A 16,368-nucleotide genomic window follows, 5' to 3' on the forward strand; every position below is an offset into this window, starting at 1 on the left:
TTTAGCTTGAAAGCTGCTGTGGCTTTGTTATAATCGTAATTACAAAACAAAAAAGGTTTACAAAATGAAAAATTTATTAAAGATTTTATTAATTCTAGCTTTCGCAAGCCCAGTATTTGCTTCATCAATGCAAATGCCTGACCCAGCTTCAGTTACAACAACCCAAATACAAGCTATGAGTACTGACGATCAACAAGCTTGGGTTGCTAGTTTAACAGCAGATCAGTATAATATGTTAAGTCCTGATGTCCAAAAGTGGGTAATGGAGAATACTACCGATGCTCAAAAACAAGCTTTAGGAATTAATCAGTAATATTTTAATTGATTTTTAAAATTGATAGGGGACCGTTAACAAAATAATTCTAATTGATAATTAAAAAGAATTTTGTTAATAGTCCCATATGTTAGGAATAATTATTCTTAACATATATCACTAAAAGTTTCTACTTTCACTTCCTTTCAGTCTTCCTGTTATCGCGTCATGTATATACTCATTGATAAATAAAAATTGCTAGACGAGTATAAATATTCATTTATTCTTTCTTTAGTAAAATAATACACTAATTATTGTAAGCTATAAGAATATAGAAAGCTAATTTGTTGTGTGGCTTTGCTGTAATTCCTGCATCCTTATTTGTGTCATGCCTGCAAAAATATTGTTGCGTGGATCGGTAAATACTCTTTATGTCATTCCCGTGAAAGCGGGAATCCAGTAAAACCGACAAAAAACTTGTTTTTTTAGGTTTATTTTGTCAATAATGAGACTATTTTTTTTGATTCCTGCGAAAGCAGGAATGACATCGATATCCACGCAACAATGCTACTCGGGAATGACATAAAACAAGCCATGCAATAACACAAGCCTATTACTGGGATGACATCGAGCAGGCTTTTGTATTCAACAATACTTTGCTAAAACAACCTAAAACTAACGATTACTTATGAAATTACTTATTACCGTAATAATCATGGAAATACTCGCTGGAGCGGAAATAGATTTATTCGTTCCAAGCTTCCCTGAAATACAAGATACATTCAACCTTTCAACTTTTATGACGGAACTACTACTCGGTGTAAATCTAACCGCTTATTGTATTACTTCGCTTATAGTCGGTAATTTAGGAGATAGGTACGGACACAGACCGATTATTATACTCGGTTTACTGATTTTTAATCTTGGTAGTTTATTTTGTGTATTTGCAAATAATTATGAAGCTATATTATTTGGAAGATTTTTGCAAGGATGCGGGATATCATCGGTTGCAGTGCTAGTATATGTTGTTCTTGCCGATATTTATTCAGTACAAGAGCAGCAAAGATTAATGGGCATTTTAAACGGCACTATTGCCCTTTCTATGGCAATAGCACCGGTTATAGGTAGCTACGTCAATTTATTTTGGGGCTGGCGTGGTAATTTTGTTTTATTGCTTATAGTAGGTTTGATTAGTCTAATTCTTGGTATATTATTTATTCCGAAAAGAAAAGTTAATAAAAAAATACGTATTTCCTTAAAAGAATATATACCTATATTCAAATCGCCAAAAGCTATATATTATATACTTACAATGATATTTCTTGCACAAGGATATTGGATATTTATTGGGATTGCTCCTATTTTATATATGCAAGATTTAGGTGTAACTTTAGAATATTTCGGACTTTATCAAGGAGCAATGGCGGCTCTATTCTCAATTATGAGCTTTTCAAGCGGTTATTGTTTTAAAAAATTTGGTATTAGAAATTGCTTCTATTTTGGAGTTATATTTATAATACTATTCCTACTAGGAAATAGTATATTAGTTATATATAATATTAATAATCCTTTAACTATAACAATAGTTACTTTATTATTATCTCTTGGCGTGATATATCCGATTAACATATTATGGCCGCTGCTTTTAGAAGCTATTCCGGACGGCAAAGCTCGAATGACGGCTATGTTTACTGCGGCTAGATTGATTTTAACAGCATTTGGGCTGCAATTAGTAGGATTTTTATATAACGGTACTTTTACCCCTCTTGGCATTACTATATCCATTGTTACGCTATTTGGGTTAATAACATTACCTAAATTATTTAAGTACGATAAAGTCTTTGAGATTTCTGATAGAGTGTAGAGGCAGCAGTGTCATCCCACATAGGTGTCAACTTAAGAATCGATGTCATTCCCGCAAAAGCGGGAATCCAGTAATAAAAAGATGCATACAAGGTAAGTTTTTAAAATTAAAAGCTCGATTTATCTCGCTTTTTTCTGGATTCCCGCTTTCGCGGGAATGACATAAACGAACCATGCGGGAGCCCCCCTTTAACTAGGAATAACCTAGAAACGGATGTAAGAAAAAATAAAAAAATGATCAATAACAATTTTATTTTCAAGATAGCTTTCAGATATTTTAGAGCTAAGAAAAACGAAAAATTTGTTTCTATTATTTCTGCCTTTTCTTTAGTAGGCGTAATGATCGGGGTTGCAGCATTAATAGTAGTCATGTCCGTTATGAACGGTTTTCATATAGAGCTTACTAAAAATATTATCGGCTTAAATGGGGATATAGTAATAAATCGGCAAGGCGGTAGTATTGATAACTATGAAGAAATTAAAGCTAAACTCCTAAAACAAGATTATGTAAAGCATGTAACATTCATCGCTCACGGTCAAGCTTTGGCTCTCGGTAAAAGTAATAATAGCGGCGTGCTTGTTAAAGGTATGAAATTAAAGGATCTAAGTTTAAGAAATGAAATTTTTAAAAATGTAAATTTCGGTAGTTTTGATGATTTTCACGGCAAAAACGTAATAGCACTCGGAGAACAATTAGCAAGTAATTTAGGCGTAACAATTGGGGATAAGATTAGATTAATTTCACCAAATTCAGTTTCTACCGCCTTTGGCAGTATGCCAAGATCAAAAGAATTTAAAATTATAGCAATTTTCAATAGCGGTATGTATGATTATGATTTGACAACGATATTAATGCCGCTTACCGCAGCACAAAATTTCTTATCTCTCGGAGACGATATTAATTTAATCGAAATTAATAGTCTAGATCCCGATAAAGCTCTTGCATATTCATATAAAATACAATCATTATTAGGTCCAAACCTATACGTATTTAATTGGCAAACCTTAAATTCACAGTTTTTAAGTGCCCTTGCTGTCGAACGTACGGCTATGTTTACCATTCTATCTTTAATTATTACGGTTGCCGCATTTAATATTATTTCAAGCTTATTTATGCTTGTTAAAGATAAAACTTCAGATATTGCAATTCTTAGAACTATGGGAGCAAGCACTAAGCAAATAATGCTTATTTTTATCTATAACGGAATGTTTATAGGATTACTTGGCACAACACTAGGGGTAATCCTTGGTGTTACTTTCTCTTATAATATTCAAACTATCAAGAATTATTTGGAGCGTATAACCGGTACTAAAATTTTCGAGGCAGCTATTTATTTTCTTTATAGTTTACCTTCAAAAGTAAGAGCTGAGGATATTATTTTAATTACCTCTTTATCTATAATATTGTGTTTTCTTGCGACAATTTATCCTTCTTATAGAGCCTCAAAATTAAATCCCGTGGATACCCTAAGATATGAATAATACAGTCCTCATTCTAAAAAATATCTCGAAACATTACAGCCAAGGCAAAACTATTGTTAGAGTACTCGATGATCTTAATTTAACGGTTAATGAGGGTGAATTAATCGCTATAATAGGTTCTTCAGGTAGCGGCAAATCAACTTTACTGCATATTGCCGGCTTGCTTGATAAACCTACAAACGGTCAAGTCATCATACCAAATAGCAAGTATCAAAAATATCATCTCATTCGTCTTCATTATTTAGGTTTTATCTATCAACAACATCACTTACTTAAAGATTTTACCGCTCTTGAAAATGTTATTATGCCAAGGCTTATTAGCGGTCTTGATCAAAAAGAAGCAATAGAAGATGCAACAAAGATATTAGATGATTTAGGACTTGGGAAAAAACTCTATAATATGCCCGGAGAATTATCGGGAGGAGAACAACAACGGGTCGCTATAGCTCGGAGCTTAATTAATAAGCCAAAAATTATTTTAGCAGATGAACCGACAGGTAATTTAGATCCCAAAACTACAAATGAAGTATTTAATTTATTTTTAAAAGTAGCAAGAGAACAAAACACCGCAGTTATTATGGTAACACATAACCATGAGTTAGCACATAAAATGGATAAATTATATAAGCTAAAGCACGGATTATTAAATATAGCTTGATTTAAAGCTCAAAAATTCTAATAATTATATATAGATTCTGTGAAAATTTCTAAAAAGATTTAATTTTGGCTCTTTTTTGCTGCAAATTATAAGATTTTTTTGAAATATGAATAACATCCTATCAAAAATCTTATTAATTTTCGCTAAAAAATATCCCAAAATATTAAATCAATTAGAAATTTTCACAGAACCTAATATTCTTTTAATAAAGGTTAGTAATGGCTGAGCCTATTATATTTACTCTTTTACTTGGCAATAAAGATCAGATATTAGAAAGAATAAACAATCAGGAAGCTCAAAATAAACTACCTATTATCCCGCTTCAAGTTAATAAAGAATCACATATATCCGATAAAGAACGTATTTTTTCGGAAATCTTAGAAAAATCCCGCAAAGAGGGCAAAACACCGATTTTTAACATTCAACTTAACAATAATAATGTAAAACCAATTTTTCGGGTACAAGATTTAATTAATTCGCAAAATTTAAATATAAAAACTACTATTACTTTTGATCAATATAATTCATTAACCCAAAATCCTGAGCTGGAAGCTTATTGGAAGCAAATTATGGAAAAAGTTGATCATGTTTTTTTCACAAATGAAGCAGATCAAAATTTAGCTATAGCCGATGGTATAGTACCAAAAGATAAAACCACTACAATTACGGATATAAGTTTAGTAACATCTGTTTTTAACAATCTTGTATATGTTCGTGAAATTGACCAGTTGCTCTCCGGTACGATACCTGACAAAGCAAAATTAGATAAACTAATAAAAACAGCTAAAAATCAAGGTGGTAGAGTAATTATAGAAACTTGGCCTATCTCTACGGATGAAGCAACAAATCTTATAACTGCTAAATTTGGTATTACCTCTGAAGATCAAATTTACGGATTGAAACTTGAAATTAATGAAATCTTAAAAGATCCAAATAATGCTGCTGAAAACTTTAAAAAATATGTATCACAAATATCTAGGCAATTTCAAAAAGATTTAGGTAAAGCTGAGGTAAATCCTATTGACTTTAATTTTAATACAAAGAAAGTTATGAAGGATAGAGCTGAGGATATACAAAAAGAACAAACAACATCATATGAACCTATACAAGAAAATCAACCACAACCACAAGGTTTTTTTAGAAGAGTTTTTAACTATTTTAAAGATATAGTAACTAGTTTTAAAGAAACAATATTCGGCAACAAAGAAGAACCTAAAACTCAAGAATCAACAACTCCAACTACGGAAGCAATGACGCAAGAACAGCAAGTAGTTGCTGTCCCTTCTATAACTCAACCTGAGCAACAAGCTTCTGTGAGTAATACAAAACCATGGGAAGAACTAGGAATTACACAAAAAATGTATGAAGCATCTCTGCAAGCAGAAAAACAATTAATTAAATCGCTAATAGAGCCAAAAATACCTGAAAAAAAATCATCACCGGTTATAAATACTGAAGATCCTGAGGCTCAAGCCGGTATTTACAATACAGAAAATATAAAACAACCTGAGTATTTATACACTGAAGATGATATAAAAAATATACTGGAAGCAAATATAGATAAGAATAAATTCTCTATATTTCATCACGCCTCTTTAGAAGAGCCGGAAATACTAAAAGATACTCTTCATGCTACAGGAGAGGGGTTACTATTAGATAACAAATCTGCAATTATACCACTAAATACAGGACATAAACATTGGTTACTCTTGGCAGCTAGTAAAGATGATAAAGGTAATATAAACTTTATTTATAATGACCCCTATGGTGAGCCATTAGAAACTCGTCCAAAAGTAACAGAATATATTAACGAAGTTTACCCCGGTGCAAAAATAATAGATCTAAACACCAAACAACAAGAAAACGCTTATGATTGCGGGGTTTTCGTATGCGATAGTGCAATAAAATTTTCTAAAGGTCAAAAAATTCTAACTACTGAAGAATCTAAAGGACAAGGTATAAATTTAAGAAAGGCTCAAGCTAATACTCTATTAATGCAACAGCAAGCACAAGAAATCGTGAGACCAAAAACAAATTCTGTACAGCAATCAAGTAATAAATTTCAAGAATTAGTGAAGAATCAAAAAACAAATGATCACTCTAGACGACTCTAATATACTCTTATAAGAATAAGTAGTATACTTGATACAACTTTAAAAAGAGCAAGGAGTTCAAAGTCCTCGGAGCGGAGCGTATACTTAAATAAGTGAGTACCACAGCTCTTGTAGAACGACGTAGCCAATTTTTGAAATTCTACCTGAGTATACAAAAAAACATTAGGCAAAATTTCTAATTCCTAATATAATTATTTATAGTTAATTTATATTTAACAAAAATGACTACCATACTTGTGATCGTTATTATAATAATGATTGCCTTATCTGCTTTATTTGCTGCTACCGAAACTGCTATTACCGCCTCCTCGCCAGGGAAGATTCATAAGCTTAAAATTGCCGGTAATAAGTGTGCTAAAACAGTTTTAGAGGTTCTAAAGAAAAAAGAAAAGGTCATAGGAACCCTACTAATCGGTAATAGCCTAATCAATACTGTTTGTACTACTATTGCTACTACTCTCTTTATTAGCTTTCTTGGAGATAACGGACCCATTGTTGCTTCCGGCGTTATGGCTTTTATAATTATTGTTTTTGCCGAAGTAGTACCGAAAGTAATAGCCGTTGCTAAACCTGAACAATTAGCATTAAAAATGGCTTCAACTATCGTAATATTTTTAAAGCTTTTCAAACCTATTAATATTGCTCTTGATTACATTACAAAAATATTTTGCTTCATATTTCGTATTAATTTAAATCCTCAAATATCAGGAACGGAAGAAGTAAGAGGCGTGATTGAGCATTACCACCAAGAAGGCGGAGTTTATAAATCCGATCGTAATATGCTCGGCGGAATATTAGATATACGTAATATGACGGTATCGGAAATTATGACTCACAGAAGTAGTATTATAGCCCTTAATATCGACCTACCTCATGAAGTGATAATTAAAACTTTATTATCGGGTGCTCATACACGTATACCTTTATGGCAAGATAATAGAGATAATATAATAGGGATTCTCAATCTAAAAGATTTGCTTAAAGCATTATACGAAAATAATAATGATGCAAAAAAAGTTGATATTAATAAACTTCTAACTCCACCTTGGTTTATCCCTGAGAATGCACTTGTAGTAGATCAGCTACATGCATTTAGAGAACGTAATAATCATTTTGCTTGTGTTGTAGATGAATATGGTGATTTACAGGGAATTATTACTCTTGAAGATGTTATAGAAGAAATCGTAGGACCTATTACCGATGAACATGATAGACTTAATAATGAAATTATCAAGAAGTCTAATACCGAGTTCATTATAAAAGGCACTACGACTATTAGAGATATTAACCGAGAACTTGATTGGAATTTATCGGATGAGGATGCAAATACTATAGCGGGGTTAATAATCCATAAAATTGCTAGAATTCCAAATCAAGGAGAGGTAATCGAAATATTTAACTTTAAAATAATAATTTTAAAGAAAATTGCCAATAAGATTGACAGTGTAAAAATTACCGTATTACCTACCGGGTGCTGTCTCACTAAGTGTGTAAATTTCTAGGATAGGTTATATTAACAATAATATAATTTATCAGGAATAACATGAGTAACAGTAACCAAGAGAAGATAAAACAAGCAGTAGATTTGCTAATAGATAAAGATACTGATTTAACGAGTTTTTTTGCCAAAGACGGGATATTAAAGCAGTTAACTAAAAATATATTTGAAAGAGCCTTAAAAGCTGAGATGGATGAGCATCTTGTCTATAACAAATATGGCAGGATAGAGACTAACAATAGTAGAAATGGTGTATGCAAAAAAAGCCTAATTACTGAAGGTGGAGTATTGGAACTTGAAGTACCACGTGATAGAAATGCTGAATTTTCTCCTGTACTAGTGCCAAAGCGTCAGACTAGGATTGATGGATTAGATCAGAAGATATTATCCTTATATGCTAAAGGGATGAGCCTCTCTGACATTAAGATTCAGATTCATGAGCTATATGGTGCAGAGAACAGTGAAAGCCTTATTAGTCGGGTTACCGATAATGTTATGGATGAGGTCAGGAGTTGGCAGAATAGGCCTCTGGAAGCCATATATGCTATAGTATATTTTGATGCACTTATAGTTAAAGTACGTCAAGATAAGAGAATTATCAATAAGGCAGTATATGTAGCTTTAGGTGTAGATTTAACCGGAAGGAAAGATATTTTAGGCTTGTGTATTAGCGAGAATGAGGGAGCTAAATTTTGGTTAAATAATTTTACTGAAATGAAAGACAGGGGATTAAAAGATATCTTAATTGCTTGTAGCGATAATCTAACGGGCATGAGTGAGGCGGTATCTGCAGTATATCCACAAACTGAGCATCAGCTGTCATTGTACATCAAATCAGAAATAGTTTGTCATATGTAAGCTATAAAGATCGTAAAGAACTTGCAGCAGATTTGAAGCTAGTATACAGCTCTATCACTGAGGATGAAGCACTTACTGCCTTATCTGATTTTGATATGAAATGGGGCAAACAGTACCCACATATTGCAAAATCATGGCAAAATTTGATAATTTTTTTACAATACCCAGAAGTGATTAGGCGTATCATTTATACAACCAATGCAATCGAAGGTTTAAATAGTCAATTACGCAAGGTTACTAATAACAAAAGGGGTTTTCCTAACGACGACTCTGTATTTAAGACTTTGTACTTGACAATTGACTATATTACGCGAAAATGAAATATGCCTATCCAAAATTGGGGAGAGGACATGGCTCACTTTTTGATAAAATTTGATGGGCGAATTTAATGCCTATTTTAGAATTTACACACTTATATATCCAGAGCCTATTAGATTACCACACTTCTCCTTTAATTATGGTCTTGTTACATGGCTGCTATATCGTTCCAGCAAGGCATTGTTGCGTGGATACTACCACGTCATTACGAGCGACTACAGACCTTGTTGCATGAATCAATTTCACCTCTGTCATACCGTGGCTTGACCACGGTATCCAGAAAAATAACTAAAAATACCAACAACATTAGTATTTTTAACTAAACCCCGTGGTCAAGCCCATAGTACCGGACAATTTCTATTCTATGCCATTCCCGCAAAAGCGGGAATCCAGTACTTTAAAGCTTTTTTGAAAGCTTTATCTTTAAAAAAACGATATAATAAAAAATCTTTAAAATTAAGATTTTTTAGCCTGGGTCCCCGCTTTCGGGCGTTGTTGCATGGATAGGCTTTTCTTCTACCATCCCACGACTTGACCACGGGATCCAGGAAAAACAGACAAATAATATACGCTACAAGTTGTTTTTCTGGATACCGTGGTCAAGCCACGGTATGACACCGAGCGTATTTTTTCGATCCATGCAACAAGGCTCCACTTTCGGGCTTTGTTGCGTGGAGCAGTTTTTCCAGTGTCATCCTAGCTAACTTGATCGCGGGATCCAGTTAAAATTTTAGTATTTTAAGTTACTTTTATGGATATTGTGGTCAAGCCGGCGTTGTTGCACAGCTCAAAAAATGCCCTCGGTGTCATTCCCGAGTAGGCGGGAATCCAGCATAAAGCGAGATATATCGAGCTTTTAATTTCAAAAACTTGCTGTATTTATACTTTTTTTCTGGATTCCCGCCTACTCGGGAATGACATAAGCGAGCCATGCAACAAGGCTGCAACTGCAAGGAGCGTGGCAATCCAAAAAAAATAACAAAAAAATTCTGTAAATCAGAATTTTTTTTCTTTCTTGCTTTGTCAATTACTTACGTAATTTCCTCGCAATAACTATTTTTATACTGCCTTAAGTTTAGATTGCTTGAAATTAGTTTTATCAAAATCATAGATAAAATCTTTGATAATAGGTACTATAAACTGTTTAAATTTACTTCCGCAAATACACCATAATGCCCTGCCCCTTTTTGTAAATGGTATCTTTTCATTGATTCAGGTATATTTGAACAAAGTTTTAAAGCAGCTTTTGTTTGCCCTACCGCTGCAATATCATCTAACTCCCCTTCAATACCAAGTAAAGCACATTTAGTAATATGTTTTAAATCAATCGGACGCTTCTCAGAAACTAATTTACCTCTTGCTAACGAAAATTGTTGAAATACTTCATCTATAGTTTGTAAGTAAAACTCTGCCGGCATATCCATACCTGCTAAATACTCATCATAAAATTTAATAGTATGATCAGCTTTTTTATAATCAGAATTTAATAAACTTTGCCATAATTCTAAATGTGAATCTATATGACGGAATAAGTTTAAACTCATAAAGCCGGCAAGTTGGAGGAAGCCGGGATATACTTTTCTTCCATGACCGGGATAGTTTGGCGGCACCTGCATTGTAACCATTTTGCAGAACCATTCTAAACTTTTACTTTGAGCAAATTCATTAACTGCTGTAGGTTTTTTTCTAGCATCAATAGGTCCGCCCATCAAAATCATCGAACTCGGCACATTTGGACTATTACTCTCCGACATTAAGCTAATGGCAGCAAGCAGTGGAACAGTAGGTTGGCAAACTGCCATAGTGTGAACATTCGGTCCTATAAAATTGATAAACTCCATTACGTAATCAATATAATCATCCATATCAAAATGCCCTGCTTCAAGCGGCACGAAACTTGCTTCCGTCCAATCCGTAATATAAATATCGGTATACGGTAATAATTCTTGTACGGTTGATCTAAGTAAAGTAGCGTGATGCCCCGACATGGGTGCTACTATTAATAATTTAGGTAATTCTTTTTTAAAACCTATTTTCTGAAAATGCCTTAGTTCACAAAAAGACTTTTTTAGTATAACTTTTTCATTAATGTTATAGGTTTTATCATCAATAATTGTTTCAAGAATATTAAATTCGGGTTTTTCATATTTTCTAGTCATGCGTTCACAAAGCGTTAAATAAGAATGCATAATTCTTGCAAACCCATTATCCTCTAGAGACTCATGTTCATACACCTCTTTCAGGATTTTTATACTTAAATGTATTGGAGCAATTTGTGCTCTAAGCCCCTCTAACATATAATATGTATAATTAGTACTTAAATCACACTTCATCATAATTTATCCCCAAATCTAAAAATAATTAATATAATCATTTAGTTTAACATCAAAAATTTCTTTAGTAACATTAATTTTAGGATTCACGTCTTAAATTTTTATAAATGCGTGATAATAATGGTCTATGGGACTGTTAACAAAATAGCTTTAATTGATAATTAAATAGGTTTTTTAGCAAAAATTAATAAGGTTTTTGCCGGAATAGTTATTCATATTTCAAAAAAATCTTATAATTTGCAGCTAAAAAGATTTTAATTAGCTTTAAAATTATTTTGTTAACAGCCTCATATATAAATATGTTTATTTTTTCTTCTTGTTTTGCTTAGGAATCGCATGTTTATCAATATTATACCATATACTCTCTATCACTGCTTCTGTTGGTTTTTCACAAAATATATCAACCTTACTTAGATAATTTTTAAAGTCCTTATTTTCTTCTGCTAACCTATTAGCCATATTCCAATCTATTTCAGGTTTTTCTTTAGCAGGGATTAATATTTCACTATCTTCAGGAAACTCCATATTTATTAAAATAAAACCTATCCCATGCCTAGTACATAACATTTCGAGTTCATGCCTAGTGTCAGACCTAATTTCGTCTAGAATAGGTGCAACTAAATAACCATAATGTGCCCATGATGAATTTGATAAAGCCTGAAAAAAAGACTCTCTTACGTTACTACGTTTTATTTTCTTTTTTACTTCGAAATACCAAAGTCTTGCTTGTTTTCCACCATAATATTTAGCACAATTTTTGATTAGTGGACTCCATTTTTTATTAAGAACTTCCATGCCTACCCAATCAGGATGTAACCATATATTACTTCCGGTTCCTTGTTTATTTGAAGAAAAACTATGTCTAATTTGCATATTATAGATACCTAATTCATCAAGATATAATTTAAGTACGTCATATACTTCTTCTTCAGTTATATCATTTTCTTGGCTTACTTTATTTTTAAGGTTTGTTACTTGTTCATTATTAATTTGATAATCAGGATTTTGACTATAGTACAATCTTACTTGAGGTTCTGACTCTATTCTAATATTAGGCTTTGATTTCCACTCATTAAACCTACCTCTACTAATTTCATTTGCATAAGCCTTTATAACTTCCTTAATTTTTTCTTCTTGAGTTTTTGCTGCTATTATTCTCTTATTTCTACTTGTATTTGCTTTGCGTCTAGCTTCTTTAGGATAATTTTCGACAAGCCATTTTGCTATGCTATAAGGAGTAAATTTCTGCCCTTCATTTTCTTTTAAAAAACTAATAATAGCATTTTTACGATCAAATTCCATATTAAATATACTAATAATTGAAATACTATAAAAATATACATGTTATTTTATAAATTTCAACTTTAAATTATCAATCTTTATGATTTTATAAAGTATTATTTATTTATACTATGAGTAAATGAAAAGTAGGTAGACGAAGTTTAATTTGGAAAAGAGCAAGGCGTCTTGAAGCTGATGACCGCAGCTTACAACTAGTACGTGAAGATTATCAGCAAAAGCCTTTGTCACCAATTTTTCAAATTAAACGAGTATGCTTTTCAAATTTAGAAAATAATGTTTTAAAGTTACGAGTAGTAATATTTGCTACTTCTTTTGAGGTGATATTTTTGAGTTCGGCGACTTTTTCGGCAACATATCTAACGAAAGCCGGTTCGTTTTGTTTGCCTCGCATAGGCGTAGGTGCTAAATAAGGTGAGTCGGTTTCAATCAATAATCTATCAAGCGGCACATATTTAACTATTTCCTGCAAATCAGTTGCATTCTTGAAAGTTATAATCCCTGACATCGAAATATATAAACCGATATCTAGCATTTTTGTTGCTAGATTTTTTGATGAGGTAAAACAATGGATTAGCCCGGGAAATTTACTATTACGCATTTCCGAGGTTAAAATATCAATAGTATCTTCGTCTGCTTCTCTTGTATGAATTATAATAGGTAAATTAGTGGCGGCTGCCGCATGTATATGTGCTACAAACGAATCTTTTTGGAGTTTTTTATCGTAAGGCTGATGATAATAATCAAGACCTGTCTCACCGATTCCGATAATTTTCGGATGCTTGGTAAGTTCTATTATTTCTGAGTTCGTAATTAGCCGACCACTTTGATTTATCTCGCACGGATGTACCCCAACAGAAGCAAAAACATTTTCATATTTTTCAGCTATTTCTAAAACAATTGGTAAATCTTCAATTTTAGTGCAGATAGTTTGCATATACTGTACATTATTTTCTAATGCTCTTTGAATGACGGAATCTAAAAGCCCTGTGTCATACCGTGGCTTGTCCACGGTATCCAGAAAACAACTAGTATTAGTTGTTTTAATATTTTTACTAGATCCCGCTACGAGCTCGCGGGATGACAAGTCAGTAAGTAAATTAAGATGACAATGTGAATCTATTAACATATTATACTCTTAGTAAATGTGTCATACCGTGGCTTGTCCACGGTATCCAGTAAATAAAAAATACTATTTTTAAAATTAAAAGCTCGATTTATCTCGCTTTACGCTGGATACCGTGGTCAAGCCACGGTATGACACCGAACGCGTTTTTAGATCCATGCGGGCAATGCCAGCTTACCCATGGTATGACATACTATTCAAATCTCGGAAATATTATAGTAGGTTCTAAAATATCGCTACCCGCCCTTAAAGCATAATCACGTATTAAATGCTTAAATAAACGTTCTTCTTTATTTACCCCTAACTGATCTAGCATTTTATTTGCTGAACTCGGTATAAAAGGCAGAAGCATTATCGCAATATAACGTAATACCTCTAGTAAAGTGTATAACACTTCTAGCATTTTATCCGGATCGGTTTTTTTCAAATTCCAAGGTGCTTCACTATCAATATAGATATTTGCCTCTTCGGCTAAATTAATAATATTTTCAAGAATTTTATTAATCTCTGTTTTTTCCATTAATAAAACATTCTGCTCGGCAAATTTACTTGCGGTTTTTAGAATCGGTAGCTCATATATTTTATCTATAACATCTTGCGTAAGTAGTGACACTTTGCCGTCATTATTCTTATAAACAAAAGCTGTAGTACGCTGTAATAAATTACCTATCTTATTTGATAGCTCGCTATTAATCCTAGTAATTAAATTACTACGGGCAAAATTACCGTCCGCCCCAAAAGTTACTTCACGCATCAGGAAATACCTAACCTGATCAACACCGAATTCATCAATTAACTTAATCGGATCAATGGTATTACCAAGAGATTTAGAAATTTTCTGCCCCTCATTCGTCCACCAACCATGAGCCATAACAGTTTTCGGCAGCGGAATTTCGACAGCCATTAAGAAAGCCGGCCAATAAACCGCATGAAAACGTAAGATATCTTTACCAACTACATGCAAATCAGCCGGCCAAAATTTACCGTAATTACTTTGTGCGTCGGGATAACCGAGTGCCGAAATATAATTAGCAAGTGCATCAAGCCAAACATAAATTACATGTTTTTCGTTATTTGGAACTTTTATTCCCCAGTTAAAAGTAGTACGCGATACTGATAAATCTTTTAAACCTGATTTAACAAAACTAATTACTTCGTTACGTCTTGATATAGGTCTGATAAAATCAGGGTTTGCTTCATAAAACTCAAGCAATTTATCTTGCCATTTTGAAAGATTAAAGAAATAGCTTGGCTCTTTAACCCATTCAATAGGTGCACCGGTTGGTGCTAAACCGTCACTTGTAAGTTCCGACTCATCAAAAAAAGCTTCATCTCGCACTGCATACCAACCCTCATAAAATCCCTCATAGATTGTACCATTATCTAGTAATTTTTGCCAAAAAACGGCTACGGCTTCTTTATGCCTGCTTTCCGTTGTTCTAATAAAATCATCATTGGAAATATGCATAGCAGTCATCAGATGGCGAAAGCTTTCCGATGTCTGATCGGTAAATTTTTGTGGATCGATATTTTTATTGATAGCTGCTTTTTCTACTTTCTGCCCGTGTTCGTCGGTGCCTGTTAAAAACATTACGTCAAAACCGCGAAGTCGCATAAAACGAGCGATTACGTCACTTGCAACGCTAGTATAAGCATGACCGATATGCGGAACATCATTAACATAATATATAGGGGTAGTAATGTAGTAAGTATTCTTCATAGTATAATTCTAATAAATAAAGAGTTGGTAGACGAAGGTCAATTTCAAAAAGAGCTAGGAGTTCTCAAGACGAGGAGCGGAAGCCGTTAATAATACGTGAGCACCCTCGTCCTTGTAGAGCGACAATGCCAATTTTTGAAATTCACCGAGTATATAAATGCTTTTTTATTAACTCATGTACTTCAAGCGGACTTAAATCCGACGCTTTAATTGTTTTTATTCTCTCAGGAAATCTATTACTTAATTCTTTAAAGCAATCATAGATTTTTTTATAAAAATCTATACCTCTTACATCAAATTTATTGCTCATATTTCGTGAATTGACTCTCTTAATAGCAGTATCCGGCTCTACATCAATAAAAAACGTAATATCCGGCATAAGAGAAGGCATTAAAGTTTTGTGCAGATTATAAACTAAATCTATGCCGTTTTCTAGCTCTAATCCTTGATAACATGCAGTTGAGTCAATAAACCTATCACATATTACGATATGTCCATCTTGCAGAGCCGGTATAATTTTCCGTGCCATATGATCATAACGTGCTGCCATAGCTTGTAATAGCTCGGACATGGGTAATAATTCTTCATGTACTAGGATTTTACGCATTTTTTCGGCGACGGCAGTACCGCCAACTTCACGAGTTAAAATAACGGGAGTATTTTGAGATTTTAAATATTCATAGAGCATTTGAGATTGAGTAGATTTGCCAATCCCCTCCCCGCCCTCAAACGTAATAAACTTTCCTTGTTTCAAATTATTCATTAATTACAATTACTTTTTATAATCATATCTCTTAAAAAAATATTTACAAGGAAGATTACATACTTATATACTCCTACAAAATG

The 16,368-nt window shown here is 33.0% G+C and carries 13 protein-coding genes and 2 pseudogenes; 8 read left to right on the forward strand and 7 right to left on the reverse strand.

Annotated elements, in window-relative coordinates; translation table 11 throughout:
* The first annotated feature begins 64 nt into the window (after positions 1-64).
* Both AC5587_RS06880 and AC5587_RS06885 read left to right on the forward strand, forming a co-directional pair.
* Complete coding sequence (locus tag AC5587_RS06880; RefSeq protein WP_011270565.1) at positions 65-313, forward strand: DUF2673 domain-containing protein; 249 nt, start codon at positions 65-67, stop codon at positions 311-313.
* A gap of 628 nt (positions 314-941) precedes the next feature.
* Complete coding sequence (locus tag AC5587_RS06885; RefSeq protein WP_499162255.1) at positions 942-2,117, forward strand: multidrug effflux MFS transporter; 1,176 nt, start codon at positions 942-944, stop codon at positions 2,115-2,117.
* 45 nt (positions 2,118-2,162) lie between these two features.
* On the opposite strand, the gene AC5587_RS06890 is transcribed toward AC5587_RS06885, so the two are convergent.
* Positions 2,163-2,291 (reverse strand): hypothetical protein, encoded by a 129-nt coding sequence (locus tag AC5587_RS06890; protein ID WP_499162256.1) that lies wholly within the window; start codon positions 2,289-2,291, stop codon positions 2,163-2,165.
* A gap of 59 nt (positions 2,292-2,350) precedes the next feature.
* Here AC5587_RS06890 and AC5587_RS06895 point away from each other — a divergent pair, with 59 nt between their 5' ends.
* The 6 genes and pseudogenes from AC5587_RS06895 (at position 2,351) to AC5587_RS06920 (ending at position 9,367) form a co-directional block, all read left to right on the forward strand.
* Complete coding sequence (locus tag AC5587_RS06895) at positions 2,351-3,598, forward strand: lipoprotein-releasing ABC transporter permease subunit (protein WP_499162257.1); 1,248 nt, start codon at positions 2,351-2,353, stop codon at positions 3,596-3,598.
* The gene (locus tag AC5587_RS06900) at positions 3,591-4,256 is read left to right on the forward strand and encodes an ABC transporter ATP-binding protein (protein ID WP_011270562.1); all 666 of its coding nucleotides are present in this window, start codon (positions 3,591-3,593) and stop codon (positions 4,254-4,256) included. Before AC5587_RS06895 ends, AC5587_RS06900 begins: the two co-directional genes overlap by 8 nt.
* 218 nt (positions 4,257-4,474) lie before the next feature.
* On the forward strand, positions 4,475-6,370 hold the full coding sequence (locus AC5587_RS06905; protein ID WP_499162258.1) for a YopJ family acetyltransferase: 1,896 nt from the start codon (positions 4,475-4,477) through the stop codon (positions 6,368-6,370).
* Between the two features lie 221 nt (positions 6,371-6,591).
* The gene (locus tag AC5587_RS06910; protein ID WP_499162259.1) at positions 6,592-7,872 is read left to right on the forward strand and encodes an HlyC/CorC family transporter; all 1,281 of its coding nucleotides are present in this window, start codon (positions 6,592-6,594) and stop codon (positions 7,870-7,872) included.
* A gap of 41 nt (positions 7,873-7,913) precedes the next feature.
* Positions 7,914-9,115, forward strand: a pseudogene (locus AC5587_RS06915) (IS256 family transposase).
* Positions 9,116-9,196: 81 nt separating this feature from the next.
* Positions 9,197-9,367: a hypothetical protein gene (locus AC5587_RS06920; protein ID WP_499163040.1), complete on the forward strand. Its 171-nt coding sequence runs from the start codon at positions 9,197-9,199 to the stop codon at positions 9,365-9,367.
* A 483-nt stretch (positions 9,368-9,850) separates the two neighbouring features.
* On the opposite strand, the gene AC5587_RS06925 is transcribed toward AC5587_RS06920, so the two are convergent.
* The 6 genes and pseudogenes from AC5587_RS06925 to tmk form a co-directional block, all read right to left on the reverse strand.
* Positions 9,851-9,976 (reverse strand): hypothetical protein, encoded by a 126-nt coding sequence (locus AC5587_RS06925; RefSeq protein ID WP_499162260.1) that lies wholly within the window; start codon positions 9,974-9,976, stop codon positions 9,851-9,853.
* A 127-nt stretch (positions 9,977-10,103) separates the two neighbouring features.
* Positions 10,104-11,380, reverse strand: a pseudogene (locus AC5587_RS06930) (polyhydroxyalkanoate depolymerase).
* 300 nt (positions 11,381-11,680) lie between these two features.
* On the reverse strand, positions 11,681-12,679 hold the full coding sequence (locus AC5587_RS06935) for a hypothetical protein (protein WP_499162261.1): 999 nt from the start codon (positions 12,677-12,679) through the stop codon (positions 11,681-11,683).
* Between the two features lie 235 nt (positions 12,680-12,914).
* Positions 12,915-13,805 carry a TatD family hydrolase gene (locus AC5587_RS06940; protein ID WP_499162262.1) on the reverse strand — a complete coding sequence of 297 codons (891 nt, stop codon included), beginning with the start codon at positions 13,803-13,805 and terminating at the stop codon, positions 12,915-12,917.
* Between the two features lie 190 nt (positions 13,806-13,995).
* Positions 13,996-15,522, reverse strand: coding sequence for a methionine--tRNA ligase (metG, locus tag AC5587_RS06945; RefSeq protein WP_499162263.1), 1,527 nt, complete (start codon positions 15,520-15,522; stop codon positions 13,996-13,998).
* Positions 15,523-15,664: 142 nt separating this feature from the next.
* Entirely contained in the window at positions 15,665-16,285 is a 621-nt protein-coding gene (gene tmk / locus AC5587_RS06950) for a dTMP kinase (protein WP_499162264.1), read from the reverse strand.
* Between the last annotated feature and the right edge of the window lie 83 nt (positions 16,286-16,368).

The sequence above is a fragment of the Rickettsia endosymbiont of Hedychridium roseum genome (genome assembly GCF_964028255.1).
Classification (GTDB): domain Bacteria; phylum Pseudomonadota; class Alphaproteobacteria; order Rickettsiales; family Rickettsiaceae; genus Rickettsia; species Rickettsia asembonensis.